The 23,475-nt window shown below is 63.1% G+C and carries 25 protein-coding genes; 10 read left to right on the top strand and 15 right to left on the bottom strand.

What is annotated here, in order from left to right:
* Positions 1–80 precede the first annotated feature (80 nt).
* Positions 81–713, top strand: a complete 633-nt coding sequence (locus tag ACIQTZ_RS00850) for an O-methyltransferase (RefSeq protein ID WP_400329474.1) — start codon at positions 81–83, stop codon at positions 711–713.
* A gap of 102 nt (positions 714–815) precedes the next feature.
* On the opposite strand, the gene ACIQTZ_RS00845 is transcribed toward ACIQTZ_RS00850, so the two are convergent.
* The 4 genes from ACIQTZ_RS00845 to ACIQTZ_RS00830 form a co-directional block, all read right to left on the bottom strand.
* Positions 816–983 (bottom strand): DUF3117 domain-containing protein, encoded by a 168-nt coding sequence (locus ACIQTZ_RS00845; RefSeq protein WP_064721643.1) that lies wholly within the window; start codon positions 981–983, stop codon positions 816–818.
* A 183-nt stretch (positions 984–1,166) separates the two neighbouring features.
* Complete coding sequence (locus tag ACIQTZ_RS00840) at positions 1,167–2,429, bottom strand: hypothetical protein (RefSeq protein WP_402976689.1); 1,263 nt, start codon at positions 2,427–2,429, stop codon at positions 1,167–1,169.
* A complete protein-coding gene (locus ACIQTZ_RS00835; RefSeq protein ID WP_402976686.1) occupies positions 2,426–2,767 on the bottom strand; it encodes a DivIVA domain-containing protein in 342 nt (113 codons plus the stop codon). The genes ACIQTZ_RS00840 and ACIQTZ_RS00835 overlap by 4 nt, the downstream gene beginning before the upstream one ends.
* Positions 2,768–2,785: 18 nt before the next feature.
* Entirely contained in the window at positions 2,786–3,619 is an 834-nt protein-coding gene (locus ACIQTZ_RS00830; protein ID WP_400329466.1) for a TIGR00730 family Rossman fold protein, read from the bottom strand.
* Between the two features lie 163 nt (positions 3,620–3,782).
* Here ACIQTZ_RS00830 and ACIQTZ_RS00825 point away from each other — a divergent pair, with 163 nt between their 5' ends.
* The 4 genes from ACIQTZ_RS00825 to ACIQTZ_RS00810 all read left to right on the top strand — a co-directional run bounded on the left by ACIQTZ_RS00825 (position 3,783) and on the right by ACIQTZ_RS00810 (position 7,149).
* The gene (locus tag ACIQTZ_RS00825; protein WP_397322184.1) at positions 3,783–4,538 is read left to right on the top strand and encodes an amino acid ABC transporter ATP-binding protein; all 756 of its coding nucleotides are present in this window, start codon (positions 3,783–3,785) and stop codon (positions 4,536–4,538) included.
* Between the two features lie 75 nt (positions 4,539–4,613).
* A complete protein-coding gene (locus ACIQTZ_RS00820) occupies positions 4,614–5,492 on the top strand; it encodes a glutamate ABC transporter substrate-binding protein (RefSeq protein ID WP_397322182.1) in 879 nt (292 codons plus the stop codon).
* A 95-nt stretch (positions 5,493–5,587) separates the two neighbouring features.
* Entirely contained in the window at positions 5,588–6,238 is a 651-nt protein-coding gene (locus ACIQTZ_RS00815) for an amino acid ABC transporter permease (protein ID WP_400329461.1), read from the top strand.
* Positions 6,235–7,149: an amino acid ABC transporter permease gene (locus ACIQTZ_RS00810; protein WP_400329459.1), complete on the top strand. Its 915-nt coding sequence runs from the start codon at positions 6,235–6,237 to the stop codon at positions 7,147–7,149. The genes ACIQTZ_RS00815 and ACIQTZ_RS00810 overlap by 4 nt, the downstream gene beginning before the upstream one ends.
* Before the next feature lie 75 nt (positions 7,150–7,224).
* Here ACIQTZ_RS00810 and dapE read toward each other — a convergent pair whose 3' ends face one another.
* Positions 7,225–8,349 (bottom strand): succinyl-diaminopimelate desuccinylase, encoded by a 1,125-nt coding sequence (gene dapE / locus ACIQTZ_RS00805; protein ID WP_400329456.1) that lies wholly within the window; start codon positions 8,347–8,349, stop codon positions 7,225–7,227.
* Positions 8,350–8,456: 107 nt separating this feature from the next.
* Between dapE and dapD the strand changes: the two genes are divergently transcribed.
* Positions 8,457–9,482: a 2,3,4,5-tetrahydropyridine-2,6-dicarboxylate N-succinyltransferase gene (gene dapD, locus ACIQTZ_RS00800; RefSeq protein WP_402943742.1), complete on the top strand. Its 1,026-nt coding sequence runs from the start codon at positions 8,457–8,459 to the stop codon at positions 9,480–9,482.
* Positions 9,483–9,495: 13 nt separating this feature from the next.
* Positions 9,496–10,338: a hypothetical protein gene (locus tag ACIQTZ_RS00795; RefSeq protein WP_402976681.1), complete on the top strand. Its 843-nt coding sequence runs from the start codon at positions 9,496–9,498 to the stop codon at positions 10,336–10,338.
* 7 nt (positions 10,339–10,345) lie between these two features.
* Here ACIQTZ_RS00795 and ACIQTZ_RS00790 read toward each other — a convergent pair whose 3' ends face one another.
* Together ACIQTZ_RS00790 and ACIQTZ_RS00785 are read right to left on the bottom strand one after the other, a co-directional pair.
* On the bottom strand, positions 10,346–10,957 hold the full coding sequence (locus ACIQTZ_RS00790) for a hypothetical protein (RefSeq protein ID WP_397322175.1): 612 nt from the start codon (positions 10,955–10,957) through the stop codon (positions 10,346–10,348).
* Positions 10,958–11,047: 90 nt separating this feature from the next.
* Entirely contained in the window at positions 11,048–11,674 is a 627-nt protein-coding gene (locus tag ACIQTZ_RS00785; RefSeq protein ID WP_402943748.1) for a TetR/AcrR family transcriptional regulator, read from the bottom strand.
* A gap of 80 nt (positions 11,675–11,754) precedes the next feature.
* On the opposite strand from ACIQTZ_RS00785, the gene galE reads away from it, so the two are divergent.
* The gene (gene galE / locus ACIQTZ_RS00780) at positions 11,755–12,771 is read left to right on the top strand and encodes a UDP-glucose 4-epimerase GalE (protein WP_400329446.1); all 1,017 of its coding nucleotides are present in this window, start codon (positions 11,755–11,757) and stop codon (positions 12,769–12,771) included.
* A 138-nt stretch (positions 12,772–12,909) separates the two neighbouring features.
* Here galE and ACIQTZ_RS00775 read toward each other — a convergent pair whose 3' ends face one another.
* The 3 genes from ACIQTZ_RS00775 to fdxA all read right to left on the bottom strand — a co-directional run bounded on the left by ACIQTZ_RS00775 (position 12,910) and on the right by fdxA (position 15,915).
* Entirely contained in the window at positions 12,910–14,193 is a 1,284-nt protein-coding gene (locus tag ACIQTZ_RS00775; RefSeq protein WP_387434892.1) for a citrate synthase, read from the bottom strand.
* A gap of 232 nt (positions 14,194–14,425) precedes the next feature.
* Positions 14,426–15,574 carry a succinyldiaminopimelate transaminase gene (dapC, locus tag ACIQTZ_RS00770; protein ID WP_402976678.1) on the bottom strand — a complete coding sequence of 383 codons (1,149 nt, stop codon included), beginning with the start codon at positions 15,572–15,574 and terminating at the stop codon, positions 14,426–14,428.
* A gap of 14 nt (positions 15,575–15,588) precedes the next feature.
* On the bottom strand, positions 15,589–15,915 hold the full coding sequence (gene fdxA, locus ACIQTZ_RS00765; RefSeq protein WP_018776555.1) for a ferredoxin: 327 nt from the start codon (positions 15,913–15,915) through the stop codon (positions 15,589–15,591).
* Between the two features lie 135 nt (positions 15,916–16,050).
* Between fdxA and ACIQTZ_RS00760 the strand changes: the two genes are divergently transcribed.
* A complete protein-coding gene (locus tag ACIQTZ_RS00760) occupies positions 16,051–16,296 on the top strand; it encodes a hypothetical protein (RefSeq protein ID WP_402976675.1) in 246 nt (81 codons plus the stop codon).
* Here ACIQTZ_RS00760 and ACIQTZ_RS00755 read toward each other — a convergent pair.
* The gene (locus ACIQTZ_RS00755; RefSeq protein WP_400329435.1) at positions 16,283–16,678 is read right to left on the bottom strand and encodes a hypothetical protein; all 396 of its coding nucleotides are present in this window, start codon (positions 16,676–16,678) and stop codon (positions 16,283–16,285) included. The two genes, ACIQTZ_RS00760 and ACIQTZ_RS00755, sit on opposite strands and share 14 nt — an antisense overlap.
* 24 nt (positions 16,679–16,702) lie before the next feature.
* A complete protein-coding gene (typA, locus tag ACIQTZ_RS00750) occupies positions 16,703–18,619 on the bottom strand; it encodes a translational GTPase TypA (protein WP_400329433.1) in 1,917 nt (638 codons plus the stop codon).
* Positions 18,620–18,903: 284 nt separating this feature from the next.
* On the opposite strand from typA, the gene ACIQTZ_RS00745 reads away from it, so the two are divergent.
* Entirely contained in the window at positions 18,904–19,752 is an 849-nt protein-coding gene (locus ACIQTZ_RS00745; RefSeq protein WP_402976672.1) for an SGNH/GDSL hydrolase family protein, read from the top strand.
* A 124-nt stretch (positions 19,753–19,876) separates the two neighbouring features.
* Here ACIQTZ_RS00745 and ACIQTZ_RS00740 read toward each other — a convergent pair whose 3' ends face one another.
* Genes ACIQTZ_RS00740 through ACIQTZ_RS00730 form a run of 3 tightly spaced genes read right to left on the bottom strand, consistent with a single transcriptional unit; the run spans position 19,877 to position 23,460 of the window.
* Positions 19,877–21,586: an ABC transporter ATP-binding protein gene (locus ACIQTZ_RS00740; protein WP_402976669.1), complete on the bottom strand. Its 1,710-nt coding sequence runs from the start codon at positions 21,584–21,586 to the stop codon at positions 19,877–19,879.
* Positions 21,587–21,596: 10 nt separating this feature from the next.
* Positions 21,597–22,541, bottom strand: a complete 945-nt coding sequence (locus tag ACIQTZ_RS00735; protein ID WP_402944395.1) for an ABC transporter permease — start codon at positions 22,539–22,541, stop codon at positions 21,597–21,599.
* Positions 22,531–23,460 carry an ABC transporter permease gene (locus tag ACIQTZ_RS00730; protein WP_397322161.1) on the bottom strand — a complete coding sequence of 310 codons (930 nt, stop codon included), beginning with the start codon at positions 23,458–23,460 and terminating at the stop codon, positions 22,531–22,533. The genes ACIQTZ_RS00735 and ACIQTZ_RS00730 overlap by 11 nt, the downstream gene beginning before the upstream one ends.
* Positions 23,461–23,475 lie beyond the last annotated feature (15 nt).

The raw sequence follows: 23,475 nt of genomic DNA, 5'->3' as shown, positions 1-23,475 counted from the left end.
ACCACGACCGCCCGGTTTGCAGGCCGGAACACAGTAGTCTGGTAGGGAAAACCCCCTCCACGCGGAAAGCGGATCCCTTCATGAGTGCCGACAAGTCAACCAGCTGGTCCTATGCAGAAAACCTGCCTGCTGAGGACGAGGTCTTGCTGCGTGCCCGCGAACGGTCCTTTGAACTGGGCGTCAGCCCGGTCAGTCCGGGCGTGGGCGCCGTCCTCACGGTCCTGGCCGCGGCATCAAAAGCGCAGACAGTGGTGGAAGTTGGCTCGGGCGCCGGCGTTTCCGGTGTTTGCCTCCTGCGCGGGCTGGGGCCGCAAGCTGTGCTGACCACCATCGACGTCGACGTCGAACACCTCAAGGCCGCCCGTGAGGCCTTCCTGGAGTCCGGATCCCCCGCAAACCGGATCCGCACCATCTCCGGCCGGGCCGCCGATGTCCTCCCCCGACTGACCGACAACGCCTATGACCTGGTCTTCATCGATGCCGACAAGCCGAATTTTCCGCGCTACGTGGACCAAGCCGTGCGGCTCCTCAAGTCGCGGGGCACCCTGGTGATCAACGATGCCCTGGACAAGGACAGGGTCTCCAATCCCGCTGCGCGGGAGGCCACCACTGCAGTCCTGCGACAGGTTGGGAAGACCATTCGCGATGACGACCGCCTGGTCTCGTCAATGCTTCCCACCGGCGACGGCCTGCTGGTAGCGGTCAAGAAATAGCAATTCGGCTTTCCGGGCGTTGATTACCGCCCGGCAAAAACAAACTGACCATGCTTAAACAAAAACAAGGCCCGGCATGCGCCGGGCCATGTTTTTGTGCATCTATTCGGTAACGCCCACCAGGCATTCCTTGAGGTTCTCCGCTTCTGCGGCATTGAGCTCGACGACAAGCCGCCCACCGCCTTCGAGCGGCACACGCATAATCAGGCTGCGTCCCTCTTTGGTCACTTCCATAGGGCCGTCGCCAGTACGTGGTTTCATAGCCGCCATTAGGAAAATCCCCTCCATTTGTCCCAAGTCACGCCCAACCCGGCCGGGCTGGATCCGCGTCGCAATTGCAGCCGGCGGCAACGCTTGGGAGGCCGCCTTGGCCGGGCACTTTTCGGTGCTTTTGTCCTTGCTCGTATTTCATTATCCCGTACTTACCCGCCCGTAGCGAATCAATGGACTAATTCACGGCGGGTAGTCCCCGCCTCCGGGCAATTGCGCCCAGGCCCAAAGCCACACCACCCAGACGATCTGGAGGAGCAGGAACATGACCACCACGGCGCCGCGGTATGCCTTTGATTTCGAAAGCAGTGCGGCACCCAGGGCCAACGGAAAAAGGGGCAGCAGCATCCGGAACGTGCTGGTCTGCGGATGCAGGAATACCAACAGGTAGCCCATGTAGCACGCGCACCAAAGCCGCAGTTCCATTCCCAAGGCCCGGACGGGCTTGGACACCATGGCCAACACAAAGAGGCCGGCAAAGACGAACGGGGCGAGGACTCCCAGGACAGGGCCGAAGAGCATGCGTCCCGTATCAAACCACGGCTTGAAGGGGACCAGCTCATCGCCCCGCCAGGCGGTCTCAGTACGCGTATAAGCCGCGGGATCACCCGTCACGGCCCAGGCAATCACCGGCCAGGCCAGCGCGGCAGCACCGGTGATGAACACCAGGACAGCCAGGGACCACAGCGATCCTTTCGACGTGGCCGCGTCGCTTTGCCGCGCTGGACCGAATCGCTGCCATAGCCGCCACACCAGGAGGAGCCCAAGCATTGCAGCAAAGGGAACACCCGTTGGCCGCGAAAAGCACATGAGGACTACCACCGGGATGGCCGCAACGTAGCGGCGCCGCACCACCAACAAAAGCGAAGCGGCCAGCAAGAGCAGGTTCAACGACTCCGCGTAGGGGACCTGGAGGATCGGAGAGATGGGAAACGTGGAAACGAAAACCACACCCCACATGGCGGCACGCCGGCCCGTCACTTCCCGGAACAGCTTAAAGATCACCAAAGCGGCGAACAACCCCGCAACCATTGCGATCGCGGTCAGGGACTGCAGTGTGCCAAGTCCGGTGATGGCGCCAACACCCCGCGCCAGGAAAGGGAACAGTGCGTAGAACGCCCAGGCGTTTTCCTTGACCACGCCGTTCTGGTCAACGGGCAGCTCCGAGGGGTAGCCGTTGTCGGCGGCCTGCTGGTACCAGCGACCATCCCAGATGGTGATGAATTTCCAGTAATCCGGCGCCGGCGGGAACCACGGATTGGTCCCTTGATGAATGGCGGCGGCCGCAAAGATCGCTGCGCTGACCAGCCTTGCGGCCAGATACACCAAGGCCACCTGGACCCACCACGGCCAGCCGGCAACCCGGTTGCCGGCCCGCAACACGACCTTGCCGAGACGGGCTGTGGCACCCTCCGCGGCGGGCGCAGGCGGAAGGGGAACACTCATTGCGCTGCCCGCACAGATCCATCGCCTTCCGGATCCGTGGGCAGGAGGCCTTTGAGCCGCTCAATCTCACGGTCCTTGGCGAGCAACTGGTCACGGAGCTCGTCGAGTACCTGGTCCACTTGGTCCATGCGGTAGCCCCGCAGCCCAAGGGCAAAACGCAGGTCGTCAACGTCGGTGGCGTCGGCCTGGCCCGGAAGGAGGACCGGGGGCAGATTGGGCGTGGGATCGTCCAGGCCCGCTCCCAAGGAACGGCCGCGGACAATCCCTGCGCCAAAGAACAACGCCGCCCCGACGAGGACGATTGCGAGAAACACGAGGAAAAAGCTCACAGGGACCATCGTGCCAGAAAGGAATCCCTACTCCGGGCGTTGTTCCCCCGTGGGCGTCGGCAAAGGAGTCCCGTGAAGCACCCGATGCACGGCGTCCGCGGGATCGTCCACGAGCTGTATGAGGTCCAGGTCCTTCTCGGACACCATGCCTTCGGCAACCAGCGTGTCCCGGATCCATTCGATCATCGGACCCCAGAAGCGGACCCCCAGGAGCACGATCGGGAACGAGGTGACCTTCCGCGTCTGGACCAGGACCATGGCCTCGAAGAGCTCGTCGAGGGTGCCGAGTCCGCCGGGGAGAACCACGAAGCCTTGCGCGTACTTCACGAACATCGTCTTGCGGGCGAAGAAGTAACGGAAGTTGATACCCAGGTCCACCCATTGGTTGAGTCCCTGTTCGAAGGGCAGCTCAATGCCGAGGCCCACTGAGACGCCATTGCCTTCGACGGCGCCCTTGTTGGCCGCTTCCATGGAGCCCGGTCCGCCACCGGTGATGACAGCCACCCCGGCTTCGGCCAATTTCCGGCCTACATCCACGGCCATTTCGTAGTACTCGGTTCCGGGGCGTGTCCGGGCAGAGCCAAAAACGCTCACCGCGGGACCAATGTCTGCCAACGCACCGAAGCCCTCGACGAATTCGCTTTGAATGCGCAACACGCGCCACGGGTCCGTATGAATGAACTGTCCGGCGCCGCTGGTGTCCAGCAAATGCTGGTCGGACATACCGGTGTCAGCCTGTTTCCGACGCAGTTCCAGTGGGCCTTTGTGTTTAGCTGGCGCAACCGGTGATGGAAGTGGCGCGCTGCTCCCCACGCGACCGTTCGCGTCGGGGCTGGGAACTGGGTGCTGGCTGATACTCATTGCCCAAGGCTAGCGCTATTGCAGGGGTGCACTGCCCGTTGACCCGTGTGTTTGCATTGCAGTCTGATATATCGCTGGAAAGCAGGTTTCTGTTCAGTCACGATCTGAAAGAACTTGCCGTGACCGTGGTCATATTTACTTACTTGTTCGCTAGATTCGAGCTATGACTACTCAAGTGTCCGGCGATGCGCTCGTCTCCCTGAACAGCGTCAACAAACACTACGGTCAATTGCACGTCCTCAAAGACATCAACCTTCAGGTCAAGAAGGGTGAGGTTGTAGTGGTCATCGGACCCTCCGGTTCCGGTAAGTCCACTTTGTGCCGTGCCATCAACCGTTTGGAAACGATCGACGACGGCGACATCTCGATCGACGGAAAGAAGCTTCCCGAAGAAGGCAAGGAACTCGCCCACCTGCGAGCCGACGTCGGAATGGTCTTTCAGTCCTTCAACCTGTTCGCCCACAAGACGATCCTGGAGAACGTCACCCTGGGCCCCATCAAGGTCAAGGGCGTAGCCAAAGGCACCGCGGAGCGCGAGGCCATGGCGCTCCTGGAGCGCGTAGGCGTTGGGCATCAGGCACCGAAGCTTCCCGCGCAGCTCTCAGGCGGCCAGCAGCAACGTGTCGCAATCGCCCGCGCGCTGGCCATGAAGCCCAAGGTGATGCTTTTCGACGAACCCACCTCGGCCTTGGACCCCGAAATGATCAACGAGGTCCTGGACGTCATGATCCAGCTCGCCAAGGAAGGCATGACCATGATCGTGGTCACCCACGAGATGGGATTTGCCCGGAAAGCGGCTGACCGCGTGGTGTTCATGGCAGACGGCCAAATCGTCGAGGACGCGGCGCCCGAGGAATTCTTCACGAATCCGAAGAGCAGCCGCGCCAAGGACTTCCTGTCCAAACTCCTGACCCACTAGCTCCCTGCCGGCCCGCACCCAGGCCGCAAGGAAACGCACCCGGCCGTAAAGCGGCCTATCAATGAAAGGAACGTCATGAAGTCTCTGTTCACCCGGAGGAAGTCCCTCCTGGTCGCCGCATCAGCTGCGCTGGCCCTCTCGCTCAGCGCCTGCGGTGGTGGCGGGAGCTCCACCACTCCCCCGGTTGCCTCGGCGAGCTTTGAAGCCGGCACCACCATGGAGAAGCTCAACAAGGCCCAGAAGATCACCATCGGCACCAAGTTCGACCAGCCGCTCTTCGGCCAGAAGGGCCTGGACGGCAAGCCTGTTGGTTTCGACGTTGAAATCGGCAAGGCCATTGCAGCCAAGCTGGGCATCCCCGCGGACAAGATCGAATGGGTCGAGACCGTTTCGCAGAACCGCGAATCGTTCATCGAGCAGGGCCGTGTGGATCTGGTCATCGCCACGTACACCATCAACGACGCCCGCAAGGAAAAGGTCTCCTTCGCCGGACCGTACTACGAGGCAGGCCAGGCGCTGCTGGTGAACAAGGATGACAACTCCATCACCAAGCCGGAGGACGTCAAGGGCAAGAAGGTATGCTCCGTGACCGGCTCCACCCCTGCCAAGACCATCGCCGAAAAGTACGGTGCTGAAGTTGTTCCGGCCGCTACTTACACCGCATGCCTGGAGCCGCTGCGCAACAAGCAGGTTGTCGCAGTGACCACGGACAACGTGATCCTGGCCGGTTACGTGGACAAGGAACCGGACGCCTTCAAGCTCGCCTCGGACGAGACCTTCACCAAGGAGCCCTACGGCATCGGCCTGAAGAAGGACGACACCACCTTCCGCAACTGGATCAACGACCAGCTGGAAGCCCTCCAGAAGGATGGCGACTACAAGAAGGCCTGGGAAGCAACGGCAGGCAAGGTCATCAAGACCACACCTGAACTTCCTGCCATCAACCGCTACTAGTCGGTGTCCGGTAACTGCCGCCGCTCCTCACAGGGCGGCGGCAGTTACTGAAACCAAGGACCCTGTTCCGTGATTAGCTGCAGCCAAAGGAAGCCATGGACGCCGTCATAGCAAGCCTCCCCCAATACTGGGACGGATTTCTCCGCACCCTCTATCTCTCCGTCATTTCCGGAGTCATCGCCCTCATCGTGGGCACCATCCTCGCCGCCATGAGGGTTTCGCCTGTTGCTGCATTGCGCGGCTTCAGCATGTTCTACGTGGAAGTCGCCCGAAACACTCCGCTGACGATCATCTTCTTCTTCTCCGCCATTGTCCTTCCCCGGCTTGGCATCAAATTCGACCAGTTCGAGGTCGCGGCCATCATTGCCCTGAGCTCGTACACCGCAGCGTTCGTCGCCGAAGCCGTCCGCTCCGGTGTGAACAGCGTTCCCGTGGGCCAGGCCGAAGCGGCACGAAGCATCGGAATGACCTTCACCCAGGTCCTGGGTTTCATCGTCCTCCCGCAGGCCCTCAGGACGGTGGTTCCGCCGTTGATCAACATTGTGATCGCCCTGGTGAAGAACTCATCGGTAGCCGGCGCCTTCTTTGTCCTTGAACTCTTCGGCTACGGCCGCAAGCTCTCCAATGACTACGGCGACCAGGTCCTGTGGATCCTGCTCGGCGTCGCGTTCTTCTACCTGCTGATCACCGTGCCACTTGGTCTCCTTGCGCACTTCGTCGAACGAAAGGTGGCGATTGCCCGATGACATCGGTCCTGTACGACGTCCCCGGCCCCAAGGCCCGCCTCTATTCGCTGCTCGGATCCGCTGCCGGCATCCTGATCATCCTGGGCGTCCTTGCCCTGGCGGTCACGACTCTTGCGCAGCAGGGAATTTTCGACGCCGACCGTTGGGAAATCTTCTACGGCCCCATGGCTCCGGACGTCTGGAACCTGATCGGCCAGGGCATCGTGTCCACGCTGGTGGCAGCCGCAGTGGCCGCCGTCATCGCGTTCCCCCTCGGGATTGCCCTCTGCTTGCTCCGGATTTCGCTCATTTCCTGGATCCGGGTTCCAACGCAGGTTGTCCTGGAGTTCCTCCGCGGCATGCCCGTAGTCCTCATGATGTTGTTCGTGCTGCTGGTTTTCGCCACCGGCCAGTTCGTCGCAGTCGTCGCGGGCCTGGTCCTTTACAACGCGGCCATCTTCGCGGAGATCCTCCGGGCCGGTATCCAGTCGCTTCCCAAGGGACAGCGCGAGGCCGGTTTGGCGATCGGCCTGCGGAGCTTCCAGTCGCGGATGATCATCGAGTTCCCGCAGGCTACCCGGCGGATGCTTCCGTCCCTGGTGGCCCAGCTCGTGGTGCTCCTCAAGGACACCTCACTGGGCTACATCGTCGGCTACGAGGAACTGCTCCGCAAGATCCAGATCATGGCCGACTTCCTTGGCCCCGATTTCCTGTTCCCCGCGTTCTTCGTGGGTGCCGCCATCTACATCCTGATCAACCTCACGGTGTCCCGGATTGCCATCTGGATTGAACGCCGCGGGTCCAGGAAAGCGGCGGGAGGGGTTGCCCCAGCAACAATCCGCACAGGCCTTGAAGGCACCGGCAACGATCCCGTTGCCCAGAATGTGGTTCCGGCGCCGGAGCACAAAGATACTTCAGGCCCAAGTAAGTAGCAGCCACTCGGGCTACAGGAGGGGTCCCCAGCCGCATGGCTGGGGACCCCTCCTCGTCTTTCAGCCGTTCGGTATCTACTGTCCCAGCCACGTCCGCAGTGCACGCAGGCACTCACGGATGGCGTCGGCGTCGACGTGTTCGTTGTCTTTGTGCGCCAACAGTGGATCGCCGGGCCCGAAGTTCACTGCCGGGATGCCCAACTCGCTGAAACGCGCGACGTCGGTCCAGCCGTATTTGGGCTTGGGCTCGGCTCCCACTGCGGCAACGAAGGACGCCGCGGCAGGGTGGTTCAGTCCAGGGCGCGCCCCGGCTGCGGCGTCGGTGCGGACGACGTCGAAGCCCTCAAGGAGTTCGCGGACGTGGGCTTCGGCCTGGTCAGGTGTCTTGTCCGGGGCGAAGCGGTAATTGATCTCCACTACGCAGCGGTCTGGGATCACGTTCCCGGCAGTACCGCCGTTGATCTTCACGGCGTTGAGGCTTTCCCGGTAGTCCAGGCCGTCAACGTTGATGGTCCGTGGCTCATACGCGGCGAGCCTGGCGAGAATGGGCGCCGCGGCGTGGATCGCGTTGCTGCCCATCCAGGCGCGGGCGGAGTGTGCCGTCTCGCCCACCGTGGTGGCCTCGAAACGGCTGGTTCCGTTGCAGCCTCCCTCCACGGTTCCGTGCGTCGGTTCCAGGAGGATTGCGAAATCTCCGTCCAGCAGGTCCCCATGGTTGCGGACCAAGCGGCCCAAACCGCTCTTCACCGCTTCCACTTCCTCGTGGTCGTAAAAGACAAAGGTGACATCCTTGTCCGGTTGCGTGCCGCCGTCGAACAGTGTCGCAGCCAGCGCAAGCTGCACGGCGACGCCACCCTTCATGTCCGTGGTCCCGCGGCCGTAGAGCACGCCCTCGCCCGGGACGCCCGATTCCCACGTGGCGGGAACGGTCCCCAACGAGCCCGGTACGGTGGGCAGCGGAACCGTGTCCAGATGGCCAGCCAGGATGACCCGCTCAGAGCGGCCCAGTTCAGTCCGGGCAATGATCGCGTCGCCGTCGCGCACCACGGTGTACTGGGGAATCGCACGCAGGGCGGATTCCACGGCGTCGGCGAGCTCGGTTTCGTTCCCGGAGACGCTGTTCACGTCGATGAGCGCGGCCGTCAGCAAAGCGACATCCTGGCGCAGGTCAAGGAGGGCAGGTGCAGGGTTCAGGGTCACCCTTCCACCTTAACGCCATGGCGTTCGCCCCTTCGACGGGAAATGCGACCTCCCAGTCCGTGGAACGGGTTTCAGCCGCGCTGCACGTGATCGATACACTTGGCCCCATGACTGAAACTGCTTCTTCTGCTGTGCCCGCAAGCGCGCCCGTTAACGACCGATCGGCCTACGGATTCGGCCTCGCCACGATCGCTACCTCGGCCTCCGGGGAAGCCACCGTTCTGGACGTCTGGTACCCGGCCCCGTCGCTGGGCGTAGCCGCCGAAACCCTTCGCGACGTTGAAAACGCCGACCCCTCCCTTACCGCCCTTGCCGAAGAAGGCAAGGATGCCGACCGGGGCACGGAGCAGAAGGTTGTCTTTGCTCAGATCGATCTGGACGCCGCCCCGGCAGACACCGCCGACGCCTACCTCCGCCTGCACCTGCTCTCGCACCGCCTGGTCAAGCCGAACAGCATCAACCTGGACGGCGTCTTCGGCAAGCTCCCCAACGTCGTGTGGACCAACTTCGGCCCTGCAGCCGTGGAAGGCTTCGAACTGACACGCGCCCGCCTGCGCAAGCGCGGCAACGTGGTTGTCTACGGCGTGGACAAGTTCCCGCGCATGGTGGACTATGTGGTTCCCACCGGCGTTCGTATTGCCGACGCAGACCGCGTCCGCTTGGGTGCACACCTGGCCGAGGGCACCACCGTGATGCACGAGGGCTTTGTGAACTTCAACGCCGGCACCTTGGGCACGTCCATGGTTGAAGGCCGTATCTCCGCGGGTGTTGTGGCAGGGGACGGCACGGACGTTGGCGGTGGCGCGTCCATCATGGGCACGCTCTCCGGTGGCGGCAAGGAAAAGATTGCCCTGGGCGAGCGGGTCCTCCTCGGCGCCAACTCGGGCGTTGGCATCAGCATCGGCGACGATTCCGTGGTCGAAGCCGGACTGTACGTCACGGCTGGCACCCGCGTCCGTGTTCCGGGCCCGAAGGACGAGAACGGCGAGGACACCAGCAAGATCATCAAGGCCGTCGAACTCTCCGGCGTTCCAAACCTCCTGTTCCGCCGTAACTCCACCACCGGTGGCGTTGAGGTCCTGCCGCGGGCAGGCCAGACCGTGGAACTGAACGAGGCTCTGCACGCCAACTAGGGGGAGAGAAACCATGCGCCGCTTGCGCCGCGCCATCGTGGCGGTGTTGGCCTTGGCCCTCGTGGCAGGCGCCATCTACGCAATAGTCGCAGTGCTGCAGCGCTCCGAGACCCTTGTCTCGGAGCGCTGCGTCGCTGTGGTGGGGTCTGAGAGTTACGAACTCGCTACCGACCAATCCGCCAACGCATCCCTTATCGCGGCCATCTCCGTCCGCCGCGGCATGCCTCCTCGTGCTGCGAGCATCGCCCTCGCCACGGCCATGCAGGAATCCCGGTTGCGCAACATCAACTACGGTGACGAGGCGGGCCCTGATTCCCGAGGGCTCTTCCAACAACGGCCATCGCAGGGCTGGGGCACCGAGGCGCAGGTCATGGACCCTGTGTATGCGGCCAACGCCTTCTACGACGGACTGGCAAAGATCCCGGGCTACGAGAGCATGGAAGTAACCCAAGCTGCCCAGGCCGTCCAGCGATCCGCGTTCCCCCGCGCCTACGCGCAGCATGAGCCCATGGGCCGCGCCTTTGCCTCTGCACTGACGGGCCATTCCGAGTCCGCTTTGAGTTGCGAACTCCGGATGCCCGACGCGGCAGGTGACCCTGCCGCCGTCGTCAATGAACTCACGACGGCGTTCGGCGCCCAGGCGAGCAGTGTCGAGGGACGCTCGGTGCATGTGGACGTGACGGGGACCCAGGCTTGGGCGATCGGGCACTGGGCCGTGGCGAATGCCAAGGAACTGTCCATCACACAAGTGGACGTAGCCGGGCACACCTGGAATCGGGAGAAGGGCAACGGCTGGACCGACGCGGCAGCGCCGTCGGATACGCTGACCATCACGGTTTCGGCCCCCACCACCTAACGCCTGGTCAGGCGAGCAGCTCAACCACCGGTTGGACGTAGCTCCGGAACACGTCGGGCTGGGACAACAGCCGGTGGCTCATGATCATGGTGCTGGGTTCGAGGTACCAGGCGCGCGGCTCATTGAGCGGCAACTCGATGATGGTGAGATCGAAGTCGCGCGAGCTCCGGCCAACTTCCAGCAACCGGTCCTCCACCATCTCGTTGAGGACGCTCGTGATTCCGTTCGCTTCGCGGGCAGCCTCCATGTCCGCGTATTCATCGATCCTGTCGGTGGCCCAGCCCAGGGCCGAACCGAAATGGGCTTGCAGGACGCGCTGGAGGGCAGGGGAATTTCCGAAGGCCTTGAAGCTCGGGGGCGCCAACTCCAGTGCGGGTTTGGGATAAGACTTCACGAGCTTCTCCCACCAGGCCTCCCACTCCGTCTTCAACGCACTGATGCCGCCAACGTCCGAGGTGAGGTGGCTGTGGTCGGCGTGGCGGACCTTGGGAGAAGCATGGGAGAGCATCGGTTTTCCGGCACCGTCGAGTCCGGCCACATCACGCAAGTACAACGCGATGAGCATCGGCCCGGACGTGTCCATGGTGATGCGCCATCCCGGGCCGCCTGACTCATGCATCCGAATTCCTCCCTTGGGCAGGTTCCCGACATGTCCCAGTCTATTCCCGAAGCGCCGCCACGTTAACGTCGGAGGCGCAACCGCTTTGGCCTAGCCGGCGGCGGGAACAGCGTCAAAGACTGCCAGGTGGGCCGTCAACACGTCACTGCACATTTCCGCCGTCATCCACTCCGGCTGCAGCAACGCGTGCATGCACAGTCCGTCCAGGGTGGCGAGCAGCCGTTCGGCCTCGGTCACCAGGTTTTGCGGCGCTCCGGCCTCCCCCGGGCTCAGGAGGACAATGAGTTGACCCACGACTGCGGCGACGGACCGGTGGCTGCGTTCCGCCTCGGCGGCAAACACAGGGTTGATGCGGGCGGCATGCCGGAACGCCATCCAGACACAGGCGTCGACGGCCGATTCCTCGTCCAGGGGAAGGAACTGGCCCAAGAGATTGAGTACGGAGGCATGGCGTTCCGGGCTGCCTGCGGCGTGATCCCGGACAGTATCCAGCGCGGCCTCGAGGCGGGCCGTGATGCGGTCGATAACGGTTCCAAAAGAGAACACCAAGAGTTCGTCGCTGCTGGAAAAGTAGTGCCGTACGGAGCCCACGGCCAGCCCTGCCTCGTCGGCCACTTCCCGGAGGGATGCCCTTTCCAAGCCGTCGCTGGCTATGATGCGGAATACTGCTTGGACGACTTCCTGGCGCCGGGCTTCGGCATCAACAATTTTGGGCACCAGTATTTTCTAGCACGAACGTGCTTCAACACCGCTCAACACTGAGCGGCGTGCCTCTACTTTCGGATAGCGTAGACACCATGAAAATTCTTGTCACGGGTGGCACCGGCTACATCGGTTCGCACACCGTTTTGTCCCTCCAGGAAGCCGGCCACGACGTCGTCGTCCTCGACAACCTCGTGAACTCCAGCGAAGAGTCGCTGCGCCGGGTCTCCGAGTTGACCGGCAAGACCGCCGCCTTCCACGAGGTGGACCTGGTGGACGAACCCGCCGTCGAGGCCGTGTTCGACCAGCACCAGATCGACGCCGTGATCCACTTCGCCGGCCTCAAGGCCGTCGGTGAGTCCGTCCAGGAACCGCTCGCCTACTACTACAACAACATTGTGGGCACCCTGAACCTGCTCCGCGCCATGGACAAGCACAACGTCCGTTCCATCGTCTTCAGCTCCTCGGCCACCGTCTACGGCGAGCACAACCCGATCCCCTACATCGAAAAAATGGAGATCGGCGCCAACAACCCCTACGGGCGCACCAAGGAACAGATCGAAGACATCCTCTCCGACCTTGGCAACGCGGACGACCGCTGGCACATAGCACTGCTGCGCTACTTCAACCCGGTTGGCGCGCACCCCTCCGGCCGGATCGGCGAAGACCCCCAGGGCATCCCGAACAACCTTGTGCCGTTCATCGCCCAGGTAGCCGTGGGTCGCCGCGAGAAACTCATGGTCTTCGGCGGCGACTACGACACCCCGGATGGCACCGCCCAGCGCGACTACATCCACGTGGTGGACCTCGCGGATGGACACGTCGCAGCGCTGAACCACATCGCCACCCGCGCCGGTGTGCGCCGCTGGAACCTCGGTTCGGGCAAGGGTTCCTCCGTACTGGAAGTCCTGCGCTCCTTCGAGAAGGCCGTTGGGCAGCCGATCCCCTACGAGATCACCGGGCGCCGGGCAGGCGACCTCCCTGCCTTCTGGGCCGACGCTTCCTCGGCACTGGCCGACCTCGGATGGTCCACCACCAAGACCGTGGACCAGATGTGCGAGGACCACTGGCGTTGGCAGAAGAACAACCCCTACGGGTACAACGCGTCCTAAGCCAACGCGGGGTCACTTAGAGCCCATGACGGGCCGCCTGATGGCGCTAAGTGACCTCGCGATGCTTGTCTCCAGGCGATTAACGACGTCGGCCGCCCACCTCGCGCGAGGTGGGCGGCCGCCGTCGTTAATGCCGTATTAGTTGGCCGGGTAATTGCGCTCCGGCTCCCCCGTGTAGAGCTGCCGCGGACGGCCGATCTTGGTCTGGGGATCGTTGATCATTTCGCGCCACTGGGCAATCCAGCCCGGAAGGCGGCCAATGGCAAAGAGCACCGTGAACATCTTTTCCGGGAAGCCCATCGCCTTGTAGATGAGGCCAGTGTAGAAGTCGACGTTCGGGTACAGCTTGCGCTGGATGAAGTAGTCGTCCGCGAGGGCCTTCTCTTCGAGGCGCATGGCGATGTCCAGCAGTTCGTCGTTGCCGCCGAGCTTGCCGAGGACCTCGTGGGCCGTGGCCTTGATGATTTTGGCGCGGGGATCGTAGTTCTTGTAGACGCGGTGTCCGAAGCCCATGAGGCGGACGCCGTCTTCCTTGTTCTTGACCTTCTCCATGTAGTCCTCGGGCTTGATGCCGTCGGCCTGGATCTGGCGGAGCATCTTCAGGACGGCCTCGTTGGCGCCACCGTGGGCGGGTCCAAAGAGGGCGTTGATGCCGGCGGATACCGACGCGAAGAGGTTCGCGTTGGACGAACCCACCAGGCGCACAGTGGAGGTGGAGCAGTTCTGCTCGTGGTCCGCGTGCAGGATGAGCAGGAGGTCCAGCGCCTTGACCACAACGGGATCAAGCTCGTACTGCTCGGCCGGGAGGCCGAAGCTCAGGCGGAGGAAGTTCTCCACCAGGTTCATGGAGTTGTCCGGGTACAGCATGGGCTGGCCGATGGACTTCTTGTGGGCGTACGCCGCGATGACCGGGAGCTTGGCCATGAGGCGGATGGTGGAAACCTCCACGTGCTCCGCGTTGAACGGATCCAGCGAGTCCTGGTAGAAGGTGGACAGCGCGGAAACGGCCGAGGAGAGGACGGGCATGGGGTGCGCGTCGCGGGGGAAACCGCCAAAGAAGCCCTTCAGTTCCTCATGGAGGAGCGTGTGGCGGCGGATGCGCTGATCGAACTCTTCAAGTTCGGTGGGGGTGGGGAGGTTGCCGTAGATCAGCAGGTAGGAAACTTCCAGGAAGCTTGAGTGCTGGGCCAACTGCTCGATCGGGTAACCGCGGTAGCGCAGGATGCCTGCGTCGCCGTCGATGTAGGTGATGGCCGACGTGGTGGCGGCTGTGTTCATGAAGCCGGGGTCATAGGCAACGGCGCCCGTCTGCTTCAGCAGCTTGGAAACGTCGTAGCCTTCGTTTCCTTCTACAACCTTGATGCGCGGCAGTTCGAGTTCGCCGCCGGCATGGCGCAGTGTCGCGCTGGTGGTCTCAGTCATGGAGTCCCCTTCATGAGGCCTCTGGGCCTCTATAGAACGCTTGTCCAACCAACTCTTGGTGACGCCGCATTCGGCCCCACTGTTGCAGGGCTCCAACGGCCGAAGTGCTTTCTTATTGAAGGCCACCATTGATAGTCAGTTAAAAAGTTACCGCCAGTAACCCCCCGGAACTAATCCGTGCCGTCTGGTTACTGGCGGAAACACAACGTTTGTGCTGCAAGTCACAGCATCGTTATGAGGCTGAGTTTAACCTCTCCACGGCAGCGTCAATGCGTTCGTCGGAACCGGTCAGGGCCACGCGGATGAAGCCGTTGCCCGCGTCGCCGTAGAAAACACCGGGACCCACCACGATGCCCAGATCGGCAAAGCGCGCCACCGTATCCCATGTGGGTTCGCCGGCCGTGGACCAGAGGTACAGCCCGGCCTTCGACTCGTGGATCTGCAGGCCGAACTTCTCAAGCGCGGGAACGATCCGTTCGCGACGGCTACGGTAGAGGTCCTTCTGCGCCAGCACGTGCCCGGCGTCCCCAAGGGCCACACGCATGGCCTCCTGGACCGGGAAAGGAACAATCATCCCTGCGTGCTTGCGGCTGTTGACCAGGTTGGCCATGATCGCGGAGTCTCCGGCAACGAAAGCCGCCCGGTATCCGGCGAGGTTTGACTGCTTACTGAGGGAGTAGACACTCAACAGCCCGTCGCTGGAACCGCCCGTGACCCGGGGATCCAGGACGCTCGGCACTGCTTCGCCACCGCGCTGCGCATCCCATTCGCCCCAGCCGAGTTCGGCATAGCATTCGTCGGAGGCCACGACGGCACCGAGCTCGCGGGCCTGGCTGACGATTTCACGCAAAGACTCAACGCTGCGCACGCTTCCGGTGGGATTGCCCGGAGAGTTGATCCACACCAGCCGCACCTTGGCGCGGGTGGCAGCGTCCAGTTCATCCAGGTTGTCGGCGGCCACCGCGGTGGCTCCGGCGAGCATCGCCCCGATGTCGTAGGTCGGATAGGCCACAGTAGGCCTGACCACGACGTCACCACTGCCCAGGCCGAGCAGGAACGGGAGCCAGGCCACCAATTCCTTGGAGCCGACGGTGGGCATGACGTCGCGGGGGTCAAGCCCCGGCACCCCCCGGCGGGTGGCAAACCACTCCACCACGGCCTGCCGCAACGGCTCGGTTCCGTGGACCGTGGGATAGCCGTGGGCGTCAGAAGCCGCAGCGAGAGCGTCACGGATGAGGCCCGGCGTAGGATCCACGGGCGTGCCGATGGACAGATTCACTGCACCGCCGGAGTGCTTCGCAGCCGTGGCAGCGTAGGGCGCCATGGCTTCCCACGGGTAGTCAGGCAGGTTAAGGCCAAAGGCCGGTGCCGCGGAAATCAACGATGCAACCGTCCTTAGTGGTCTTGGTTCTGCGGCGGCAGGGCGGCAATGAACGGGTGGTCCTTGCCGGTGTTGCCGATCTTCGCAGCGCCGCCGGGCGAGCCAAGGTCGTCGAAGAATTCCACATTGGCCTTGTAGTAGTCGGCCCACTCTTCCGGGGTGTCATCCTCGTAGTAGATAGCTTCCACCGGGCACACGGGCTCGCAGGCACCGCAGTCGACACATTCGTCGGGGTGGATGTAGAGGGAACGCTCACCTTCGTAAATGCAGTCGACAGGGCATTCTTCAATACATGCCTTGTCCTTGACATCCACACACGGCTGCGCGATTACGTACGTCACGTCCCAGACCTCTCAACGGTTTGTCCCGGCGAAGGCCGGGTTAATACGGCCGGCTTCACGCCGGGCACTGAACTTCCGAGCCTATTATCCAACAGGGCTGTGACGCCAACCTAGCCCGCGTCTTAGTATGAATCGGTGACTCCCCCGCATTTGCCGCCCAGACAATTCCTCCTCACCGCAGAACCAGGTACCCGGGTGGTGGTCCGGTACAGGATCGAGGAAGGTCTAACGGACGCGCTGGGCTACTTGGTGGCGGTCAACGGAAACAGCTGCACCGTGCGGACCCGGACCTCCGACGTCGACATCCCGCTTGCCATGGTGATCGCGGCCAAGCAGGTTCCGCCACCGCCACCCCGGCGGTCCCCCGTTAACCGTCCCTGAGGGCCGCTTTCCACCTGGCCAACAGCCAGGCCGCGACCACAAGCATCAACAGGGTCACACCGGCAATGCCAAAGACCCATACGTTTCCCGGCAGGTCGCCGAGAACCAGGCGCTTGTCAGGCCCGCCAGAGGACAACAACCCAACAGTGGCATAGGCAACAAGGCCGGCTACCGCCGTCGGAATCACCGAAGCCGACCACGCCACCAACCACAATTGGACCGAAGCGAGCAGGAGCAGGGCGGCGCCGGCTCCCCAATAAAGCTCGACGCCGGAAATCACCACACTTTGCCGGTGCAGTACCGTCCCGGCTACGGCGACAAAAAGAGCCGCCAGCACGGCCATGGCGATGCCACGGGCCGCACTGGCGACTCTCTTGTTCACGCTGATGGTTCCTGCGGGCAGGGATCAGGCCTTGGCGCGGGCGCGGTTGGCCTTGGCGCGCTCGTTGGAGTCCAGGATGACCTTGCGGATACGGATGTCCTCCGGCGTGACCTCGACGCACTCGTCCTCACGGGCGAATTCGAGCGACTCTTCAAGGGTCAGCTCGCGCGGCGGGGTCAGGTTCTCGAAGGAATCCGAGGAAGCTGCACGCATGTTGGTGAGCTTCTTTTCCTTGGTGATGTTCACGTCCATGTCGTCAGCGCGGGAGTTCTCGCCCACGATCATGCCTTCGTAAACCTCGGACGTGGGCTTCACGAAGAAGGAACCGCGCTCCTGGAGGTTGATCATGGCGAACGGCGTCACAACGCCGGGACGGTCGGCAACCATCGAACCGTTGGTACGGTATTCGATCGGACCGGCCCACGGCTCGTAGCCTTCGGAAATGGAGGCAGCGATACCCGCACCACGGGTGTCCGTGAGGAAGCGGGTGCGGAAACCGATCAGGCCACGCGCGGGAACGATGAACTCCATGCGGCACCAGCCGGTACCGTGGTTGGCCATGTTGGTCATGCGGCCCTTGCGGGCGGCCATGAGCTGGGTAACGGCGCCGAGGTATTCTTCGGGGACGTCAATGGTCATGTGTTCCATCGGCTCGTGCAGCTTGCCGTCAACCGTGCGGGTAACAACCTGCGGCTTGCCGACGGTCAACTCGAAGCCTTCGCGGCGCATCTGCTCCACGAGGATGGCCAGGGCGAGCTCACCACGGCCCTGGACTTCCCAGGCGTCGGGACGTTCGGTGGGGAGGACCTTGATGGAGACGTTACCGATCAGTTCCTTGTCCAGGCGGTCCTTCACCTGGCGGGCCGTGACCTTGGCACCCTTGACCTTGCCGGCCAGCGGGGAGGTGTTGATACCGATGGTCATGGAGATCGCGGGATCGTCCACGGTGATGAGCGGCAGCGGCTCGGGGTTCTCCACGTCCGTCAGGGTTTCACCAATGGTGATGTCCTCGATACCGGCAACGGCCACGATCTCACCCGGGCCGGCGGACTCTGCCGGAACGCGCTCCAGCGCCTTGGTGGCGAGGAGTTCGGTGATCTTGACGGTCTTCAGTTCACCGTTCTGGCGGGCCCAGGCAACCTGCTGGCCCTTGCGCAGCGTGCCGTTGTAGATACGGAGCAGGGCGAGGCGGCCGAGGAACGGGGAAGCGTCCAGGTTGGTCACGTGTGCCTGCAGGACACCGTCCGGGTTGTACGTCGGTGCCGGGATGTGCTCGATGATGGTCTTGAACAGCGGCTCAAGGTCTTCGTTCTCCGGGGCGGAGCCGTTGGCCGGCTGCTCCAGGGAAGCGCGGCCAACCTTGGCGGCGGCGTAGACCACGGGAACTTCAAGGACCTTGTCCAGGTCAAGGTCCGGAACCTCGTCTGCGAGGTCCGAAGCCAGGCCAAGGAGGAGGTCCATGGACTCGTGGACAACCTCGTCGATGCGGGCGTCAGGACGGTCGGTCTTGTTGACCAGCAGGATCACCGGCAGGTGCGCCGCGAGGGCCTTGCGCAAGACGAAGCGGGTCTGGGGCAGAGGACCCTCGGAGGAGTCAACCAGCAGCACGACGCCGTCAACCATGGACAGGCCGCGCTCCACCTCGCCACCGAAGTCGGCGTGGCCGGGGGTGTCGATGACGTTGATGGTGATGGTCTCGCCGTTGGAAGACGGACCGTTGTAGGCAACGGTCGTGTTCTTGGCGAGGATGGTGATGCCCTTTTCGCGCTCCAGGTCGCCGGAGTCCATGACGCGGTCCTCAACCTCGCCATGGGCAGCGAAGGAGTTGGTCTGCTTGAGCATGGCATCGACCAGGGTGGTCTTGCCGTGGTCAACGTGTGCAACGATCGCGACGTTGCGCAGATCGCTCCGCGACGCAGTGTTAACGGTAGTTTCAGACATGCGTTTATGACTCGTTTCAGTGGTGAAGTCAGCTGTTTTCATCCGCGCGCATACCTGATCTTCCGGACCGGAACACACAACGAAAAGACCCCGGGACACAGGGCACCTATGGCTATTCTAAACGCACCAGCATGAGTGGGCCTAAAAGGCAAGGCACCCTGGGAGCGAATGTGCCTTCCCTCACGCTTGCTCAGGTTTTGCGAAAGTTCATCTCAAGACGCTGGATTTTCCCTCTGGCATGCCCCATGATGTCTGCAGGAACCAGTGCCCTTCGGAGAAAATCGATGCGAAAAGCTTCGGCCGTGTTCCGCTTGTTCGCACCGTTGATCGCCGTAGGCGTTCTGTCGGTAGGCTGCGGGACGAATACGCCATCCCCCACACTTTCATCAGGCTCGCCCGCGCCAGTCGCGGCTGCCACTGCGGCCGCCCAGAAGCCGCAAGGGCTGCCGACGGCGTCCCCCTCTCCGGATCTTCCGGTGGGGTCCCTCTACCGGAACCCGGCGAATGACCGCAACGAGGTCATCCTCGCCGACATCAGGCACACGGCGGTCCTCATCGGAGATTCGCAGTCGCAGCCGAAGGACTCATGGCCGCAGCGCGGCATCGCAGCGCTCGGCTACAAGCTCTACGTGGCCGGAATGGGTGGCACGGGCTTTGTCGCCTCGACATCCAAGACCGGAAACTACATCGACGCCCTCCAGCGCGGCGACTGGGTACTCCCCTATGGCGCTCCCCCGCTGATCGTGGTCCAGGGCGGTGGCAACGACGCCGCCCAGAAAGCCTCCGACGCGCAGATCTCCACCAATGCCGAACGCCTCCTCGCCGTGCTCAAGAAGCGCTACCCCGGTTCGCGCCTGGCCATGATCGGTACCTTGGCCAAGGGGGCTGATAACGGTGGCGGACGGCGTACCGAAGTGGATGCCTTGCTGAGCCGGGTTGCGGCCAAGAACAACATCCCGTTCGTCAGCGCCGGAGACTGGCTGACCCGGTACGACGCCGTCAAGGACCTCCAGGACGGTGTACACATGAAGCCCTCCGGCCATGAAAAGCTGGGTAAAGTCCTCGCCGGCCAGCTGGCTTCCCTGGGCTTGCAGCCGCGGCCGGAGACGGACAGCCCGGCACCAAGCCAGTAGTCATTTCTGTTGCTGGGCCGCGCAGAGCGGGCCCAGCAACTCCTTAACGGCAAGAGCCGGTGGTTCCCTTTCGGGGACCACCGGCTCTTCGCTTTAGTGCGACTGCCGTGGAGTACGACGGCGGTTATGCCACCGCCGGGGGCAGCAGCAAGGAGCCACCCGGGATGGCATCCAGCAGAGCCTGGGTGTAGGCCTGCTTCGGGTTGTCGAACACCTCGTCGGTGCTCCCGGTTTCCACGAGCTTGCCCTTCTCCATGACGCACACGTGATCGGCGATCTGCCGGACCACCGCGAGGTCGTGGGTGATGAACAAGTAGGTCAAGCCGAGGTTATCCTGCAGTTCCGCCAGGAGGTTGAGCACCTGGGCCTGGACCAGGACATCCAGAGCGGAGACGGCCTCATCACAGATGATGACTTCGGGGTCGAGTGCCAAAGCACGCGCGATGGCAATGCGTTGCCTTTGGCCACCCGAGAGTTCGTTCGGGTACCGCTGCATGGTGGTCTGCGGCAAGGCAACCTGGTCCAGCAACTCCCGGACCTTCTTTTCCCGACTGGCCGCGTTGCCGATCTTGTGGACCCTGAGCGGTTCTTCGATGGTTCGGAAGATGTTGTACATCGGGTCCAGGGAGCCATAAGGATCCTGGAAGATCGGTTGCACGCGACGCCGGAACTTGAACAGTTCCTTGCCCTTCAGGCCCGCCGTGTCGACGCCGTCGAACACAATCTGGCCCTCCGTGGGGCTCTCCAACTGGAGCACCATTTTGGCGACCGTGGATTTGCCGGAACCCGACTCACCCACAATCGCAGTGGTGGTGCCGCGCTTGACGTTGAAACTGACACCATCGACGGCCGCGAAGTCCGTCGCCTGGCCCAACCCTTGGCGCAGCTTATAGACCTTGCGAAGGTCCCTGATCTGCAGGACATCGTCCGCGGCACGGCTTTCTGCCGCAACGGTGGGTGCCAGCAGGTCCTCGGCTTCGACACCTTGTTCCTTGGCCACCTGAATGCGGCGGGAGGCCAGAGAAGGCGCAGATTCCACCAGTCGCCTGGTGTACGGGTGCTGCGGGTTCCGGAGCAGTTCAAGCGACGGACCGGCCTCCACCACGTTGCCCTGGTACATGACCACTACTTTGTCCGCGCGTTCGGCGGCAAGGCCGAGGTCGTGGGTAATGAGCAGTACGGACGTTCCGAGCTCCGTGGTCATGGTGTCCAGGTGGTCCAGGATCTTCCTCTGGACCGTGACATCCAACGCGGACGTCGGCTCGTCGGCGATGAGCAGCTTCGGCTGGCAGCTCAGGCCGATCGCGATCAGGGCACGTTGGCGCATGCCACCGGAGAACTCGTGCGGATACTGCTTTGCCCGACGGGCAGCGTCCGGAAGGCCGGCCTCGGCGAGTGCACGGGCCACGTCCTCCGGACCGTCGGGACGCCCGTTGGCCTTGAGCGTCTCACGTACCTGGTAGCCAATCTTCCACACAGGGTTCAGGTTGGACATGGGATCCTGTGGAACCATGCCGATGTGGCTGCCGCGAAGTTCGATCATCCGCTTCTCAGGCGCATGGGCGATGTCCTCACCGTCGAGCAGGATTTGTCCGCCCGAGACCCGGCCGTTGTTCGGCAGCAGACCAATGGCGGCGAGCGCCGTCGTCGATTTGCCCGAACCGGACTCCCCCACGATGGCGACCGTTTCGCCCGGCATGATGGTCAGGTGGGCATTCTTGACGGCCTTTACCTCACCGGAACCGGTCTTGAAGGTAATGGCGAGGTCCTTGATTTCCAGAATTGGCCTGGCCGTTGACGTGGCTTCATCGATGCTGATGTTGGCTGAAGTCATGTTCGCCTCCTTAGCGCTGACGGCTCTTGGGATCAAGAGCATCGCGGACGGCGTCGCCAAGCATGATGAAGCTCAGGACGGTGATGGACAAAGCGGCTGCCGGGTAGAGCAGGATGCCCGGGTTGGTGCGGATGGACGCGTTGGCCGCAGAGATGTCATTACCCCAGGACATGACGCTCGTCGGCAGGCCAACACCCAGGAAGGACAGCGTTGCCTCGAGGACGATGAACACGCCGAGTTCCAGCGTTGCCAGCACGATGACGGGCGCAAGGGCGTTGGGAAGTGCGTGTTTCACCAAGGCGCCGAACTTGGACACACCCAGGGAGCGGGCCGCCGTTACGAAGTCGGCATTGCGCACCTCGATCACCGCGCCGCGGGTGATACGTGCCATCTGCGGCCACGCCAACAGGGATATGGTGAGCACCACGGTCCAGACGCTCCTGTTCTCACGGAACAGCGGCAACTGGGTGATGACCAAGGCGCCGAGGATGATCGGCAGGGCGAAGAAAATGTCACCCAACCGTGCCAGGACCGCGTCCAGCCAGCCGCCGTAGTAGCCGGCCAGCGCACCGAGCGTGACGCCAATGATGATCACGCAAAGGACGGACAGGATACCCACGGACAAGGAGGCCTGCGTGCCGTGGATAACGCGTGAGTACACATCGCAGCCCTGCAGCGTGAAGCCCAGGGGGTGACCTGCAGTCGGGCCGGCCTCGGAGTTGGACAATTGGCAGTCGCTGTTGGGAGCCACATTGGTGAAGAGGCCCGGGAACAACGCGATGGTGATGAGCAACAGGATGAGCAATGCCGAGATGATGAAGAGCGGGCGACGGCGGAGCTTGCGCCAGGCGTCGGCCCAGAGGCTCAGCGGGGCATTTTCAGTCTTGACACTGTCGGTCGCCTGCAGCGGTGTCTCATCGACGGGTGCAACGAAGTGTTCGGTGTTACTGGTCATAGCGGATCCTTGGGTCAAGCCAGGCGTACAGGAGGTCAACCAGGAGGTTGGTCACAACAAACACCAGGACAAGGACGCTCACAATCGCGACGACGGTTGGACCTTCGCTGCGCTGGATGGCCTGGAAGAGTTTGTTGCCTACACCGGGGACGTTGAAGATGCCTTCAGTGACAATAGCGCCACCCATGAGGCCACCCAGGTTGGCACCAAGGTAGGTCACCACCGGGATCAGTGAGTTCCTCAGGATGTGTGCCATCACGACGCGTGGCCGGGACAGGCCCTTGGCAGTCGCGGTCCGGACGTAGTCGGCGTTCATGTTCTCGCTGACCGATGCGCGGGTGAGGCGCAGTACGTAGGCGAAAGACACCAAGCCCAGCACCACCGCGGGCAGGATCAGGTTGCCCCAGTCGGCATTGGCTCCAACCGTCGGTTTGGCCCAGCCGAGCTGGACGCCGAACACCAACTGGAAGACGAAGCCCAGGACGAAGGTGGGTACGGCGATCACCACGAGGGACATGACCAGGACGGTGGAGTCGAAGAGCTTGCCCTTGCGCAGGCCGGCGAAAACACCGAACGCAATGCCGAAGACGGCCTGGATGATGAGGGCTTCGATGGCCAGCATTGCCGTCACCGGGAAGGCGCGGGCAAGTGCGGCCGCGATGGGCTGCTGGGTGAAGTCAACACCAAGGTTGAACGTGAAGAGGTTCTTCAGGAAGATGCCGTACTGGACCCAGAAAGGCTGGTCCAGGTTGTACTGTGCCCGGAGCGCGTCGATGACGCTCTGTGGGGGCTGGCGTTCACCGAAAAGGGCTGCGATGGGGTCGCCGGGGAGGGCGAACACCATGTAGTAGACAAGGAGTGTGGTTCCCAGGAAGACGGGAATCACCTGGAGGAGCCTACGCAGAATGTAGCGGACCACGGTTCACCCCCCTTT

The organism is Paenarthrobacter sp. NPDC090520 (assembly GCF_044769205.1).
GTDB lineage: Bacteria > Actinomycetota > Actinomycetes > Actinomycetales > Micrococcaceae > Arthrobacter.
The sequence above is the reverse complement of the archived record's forward strand: the minus strand, read 5'-3'. Positions and strand labels throughout refer to the sequence as shown.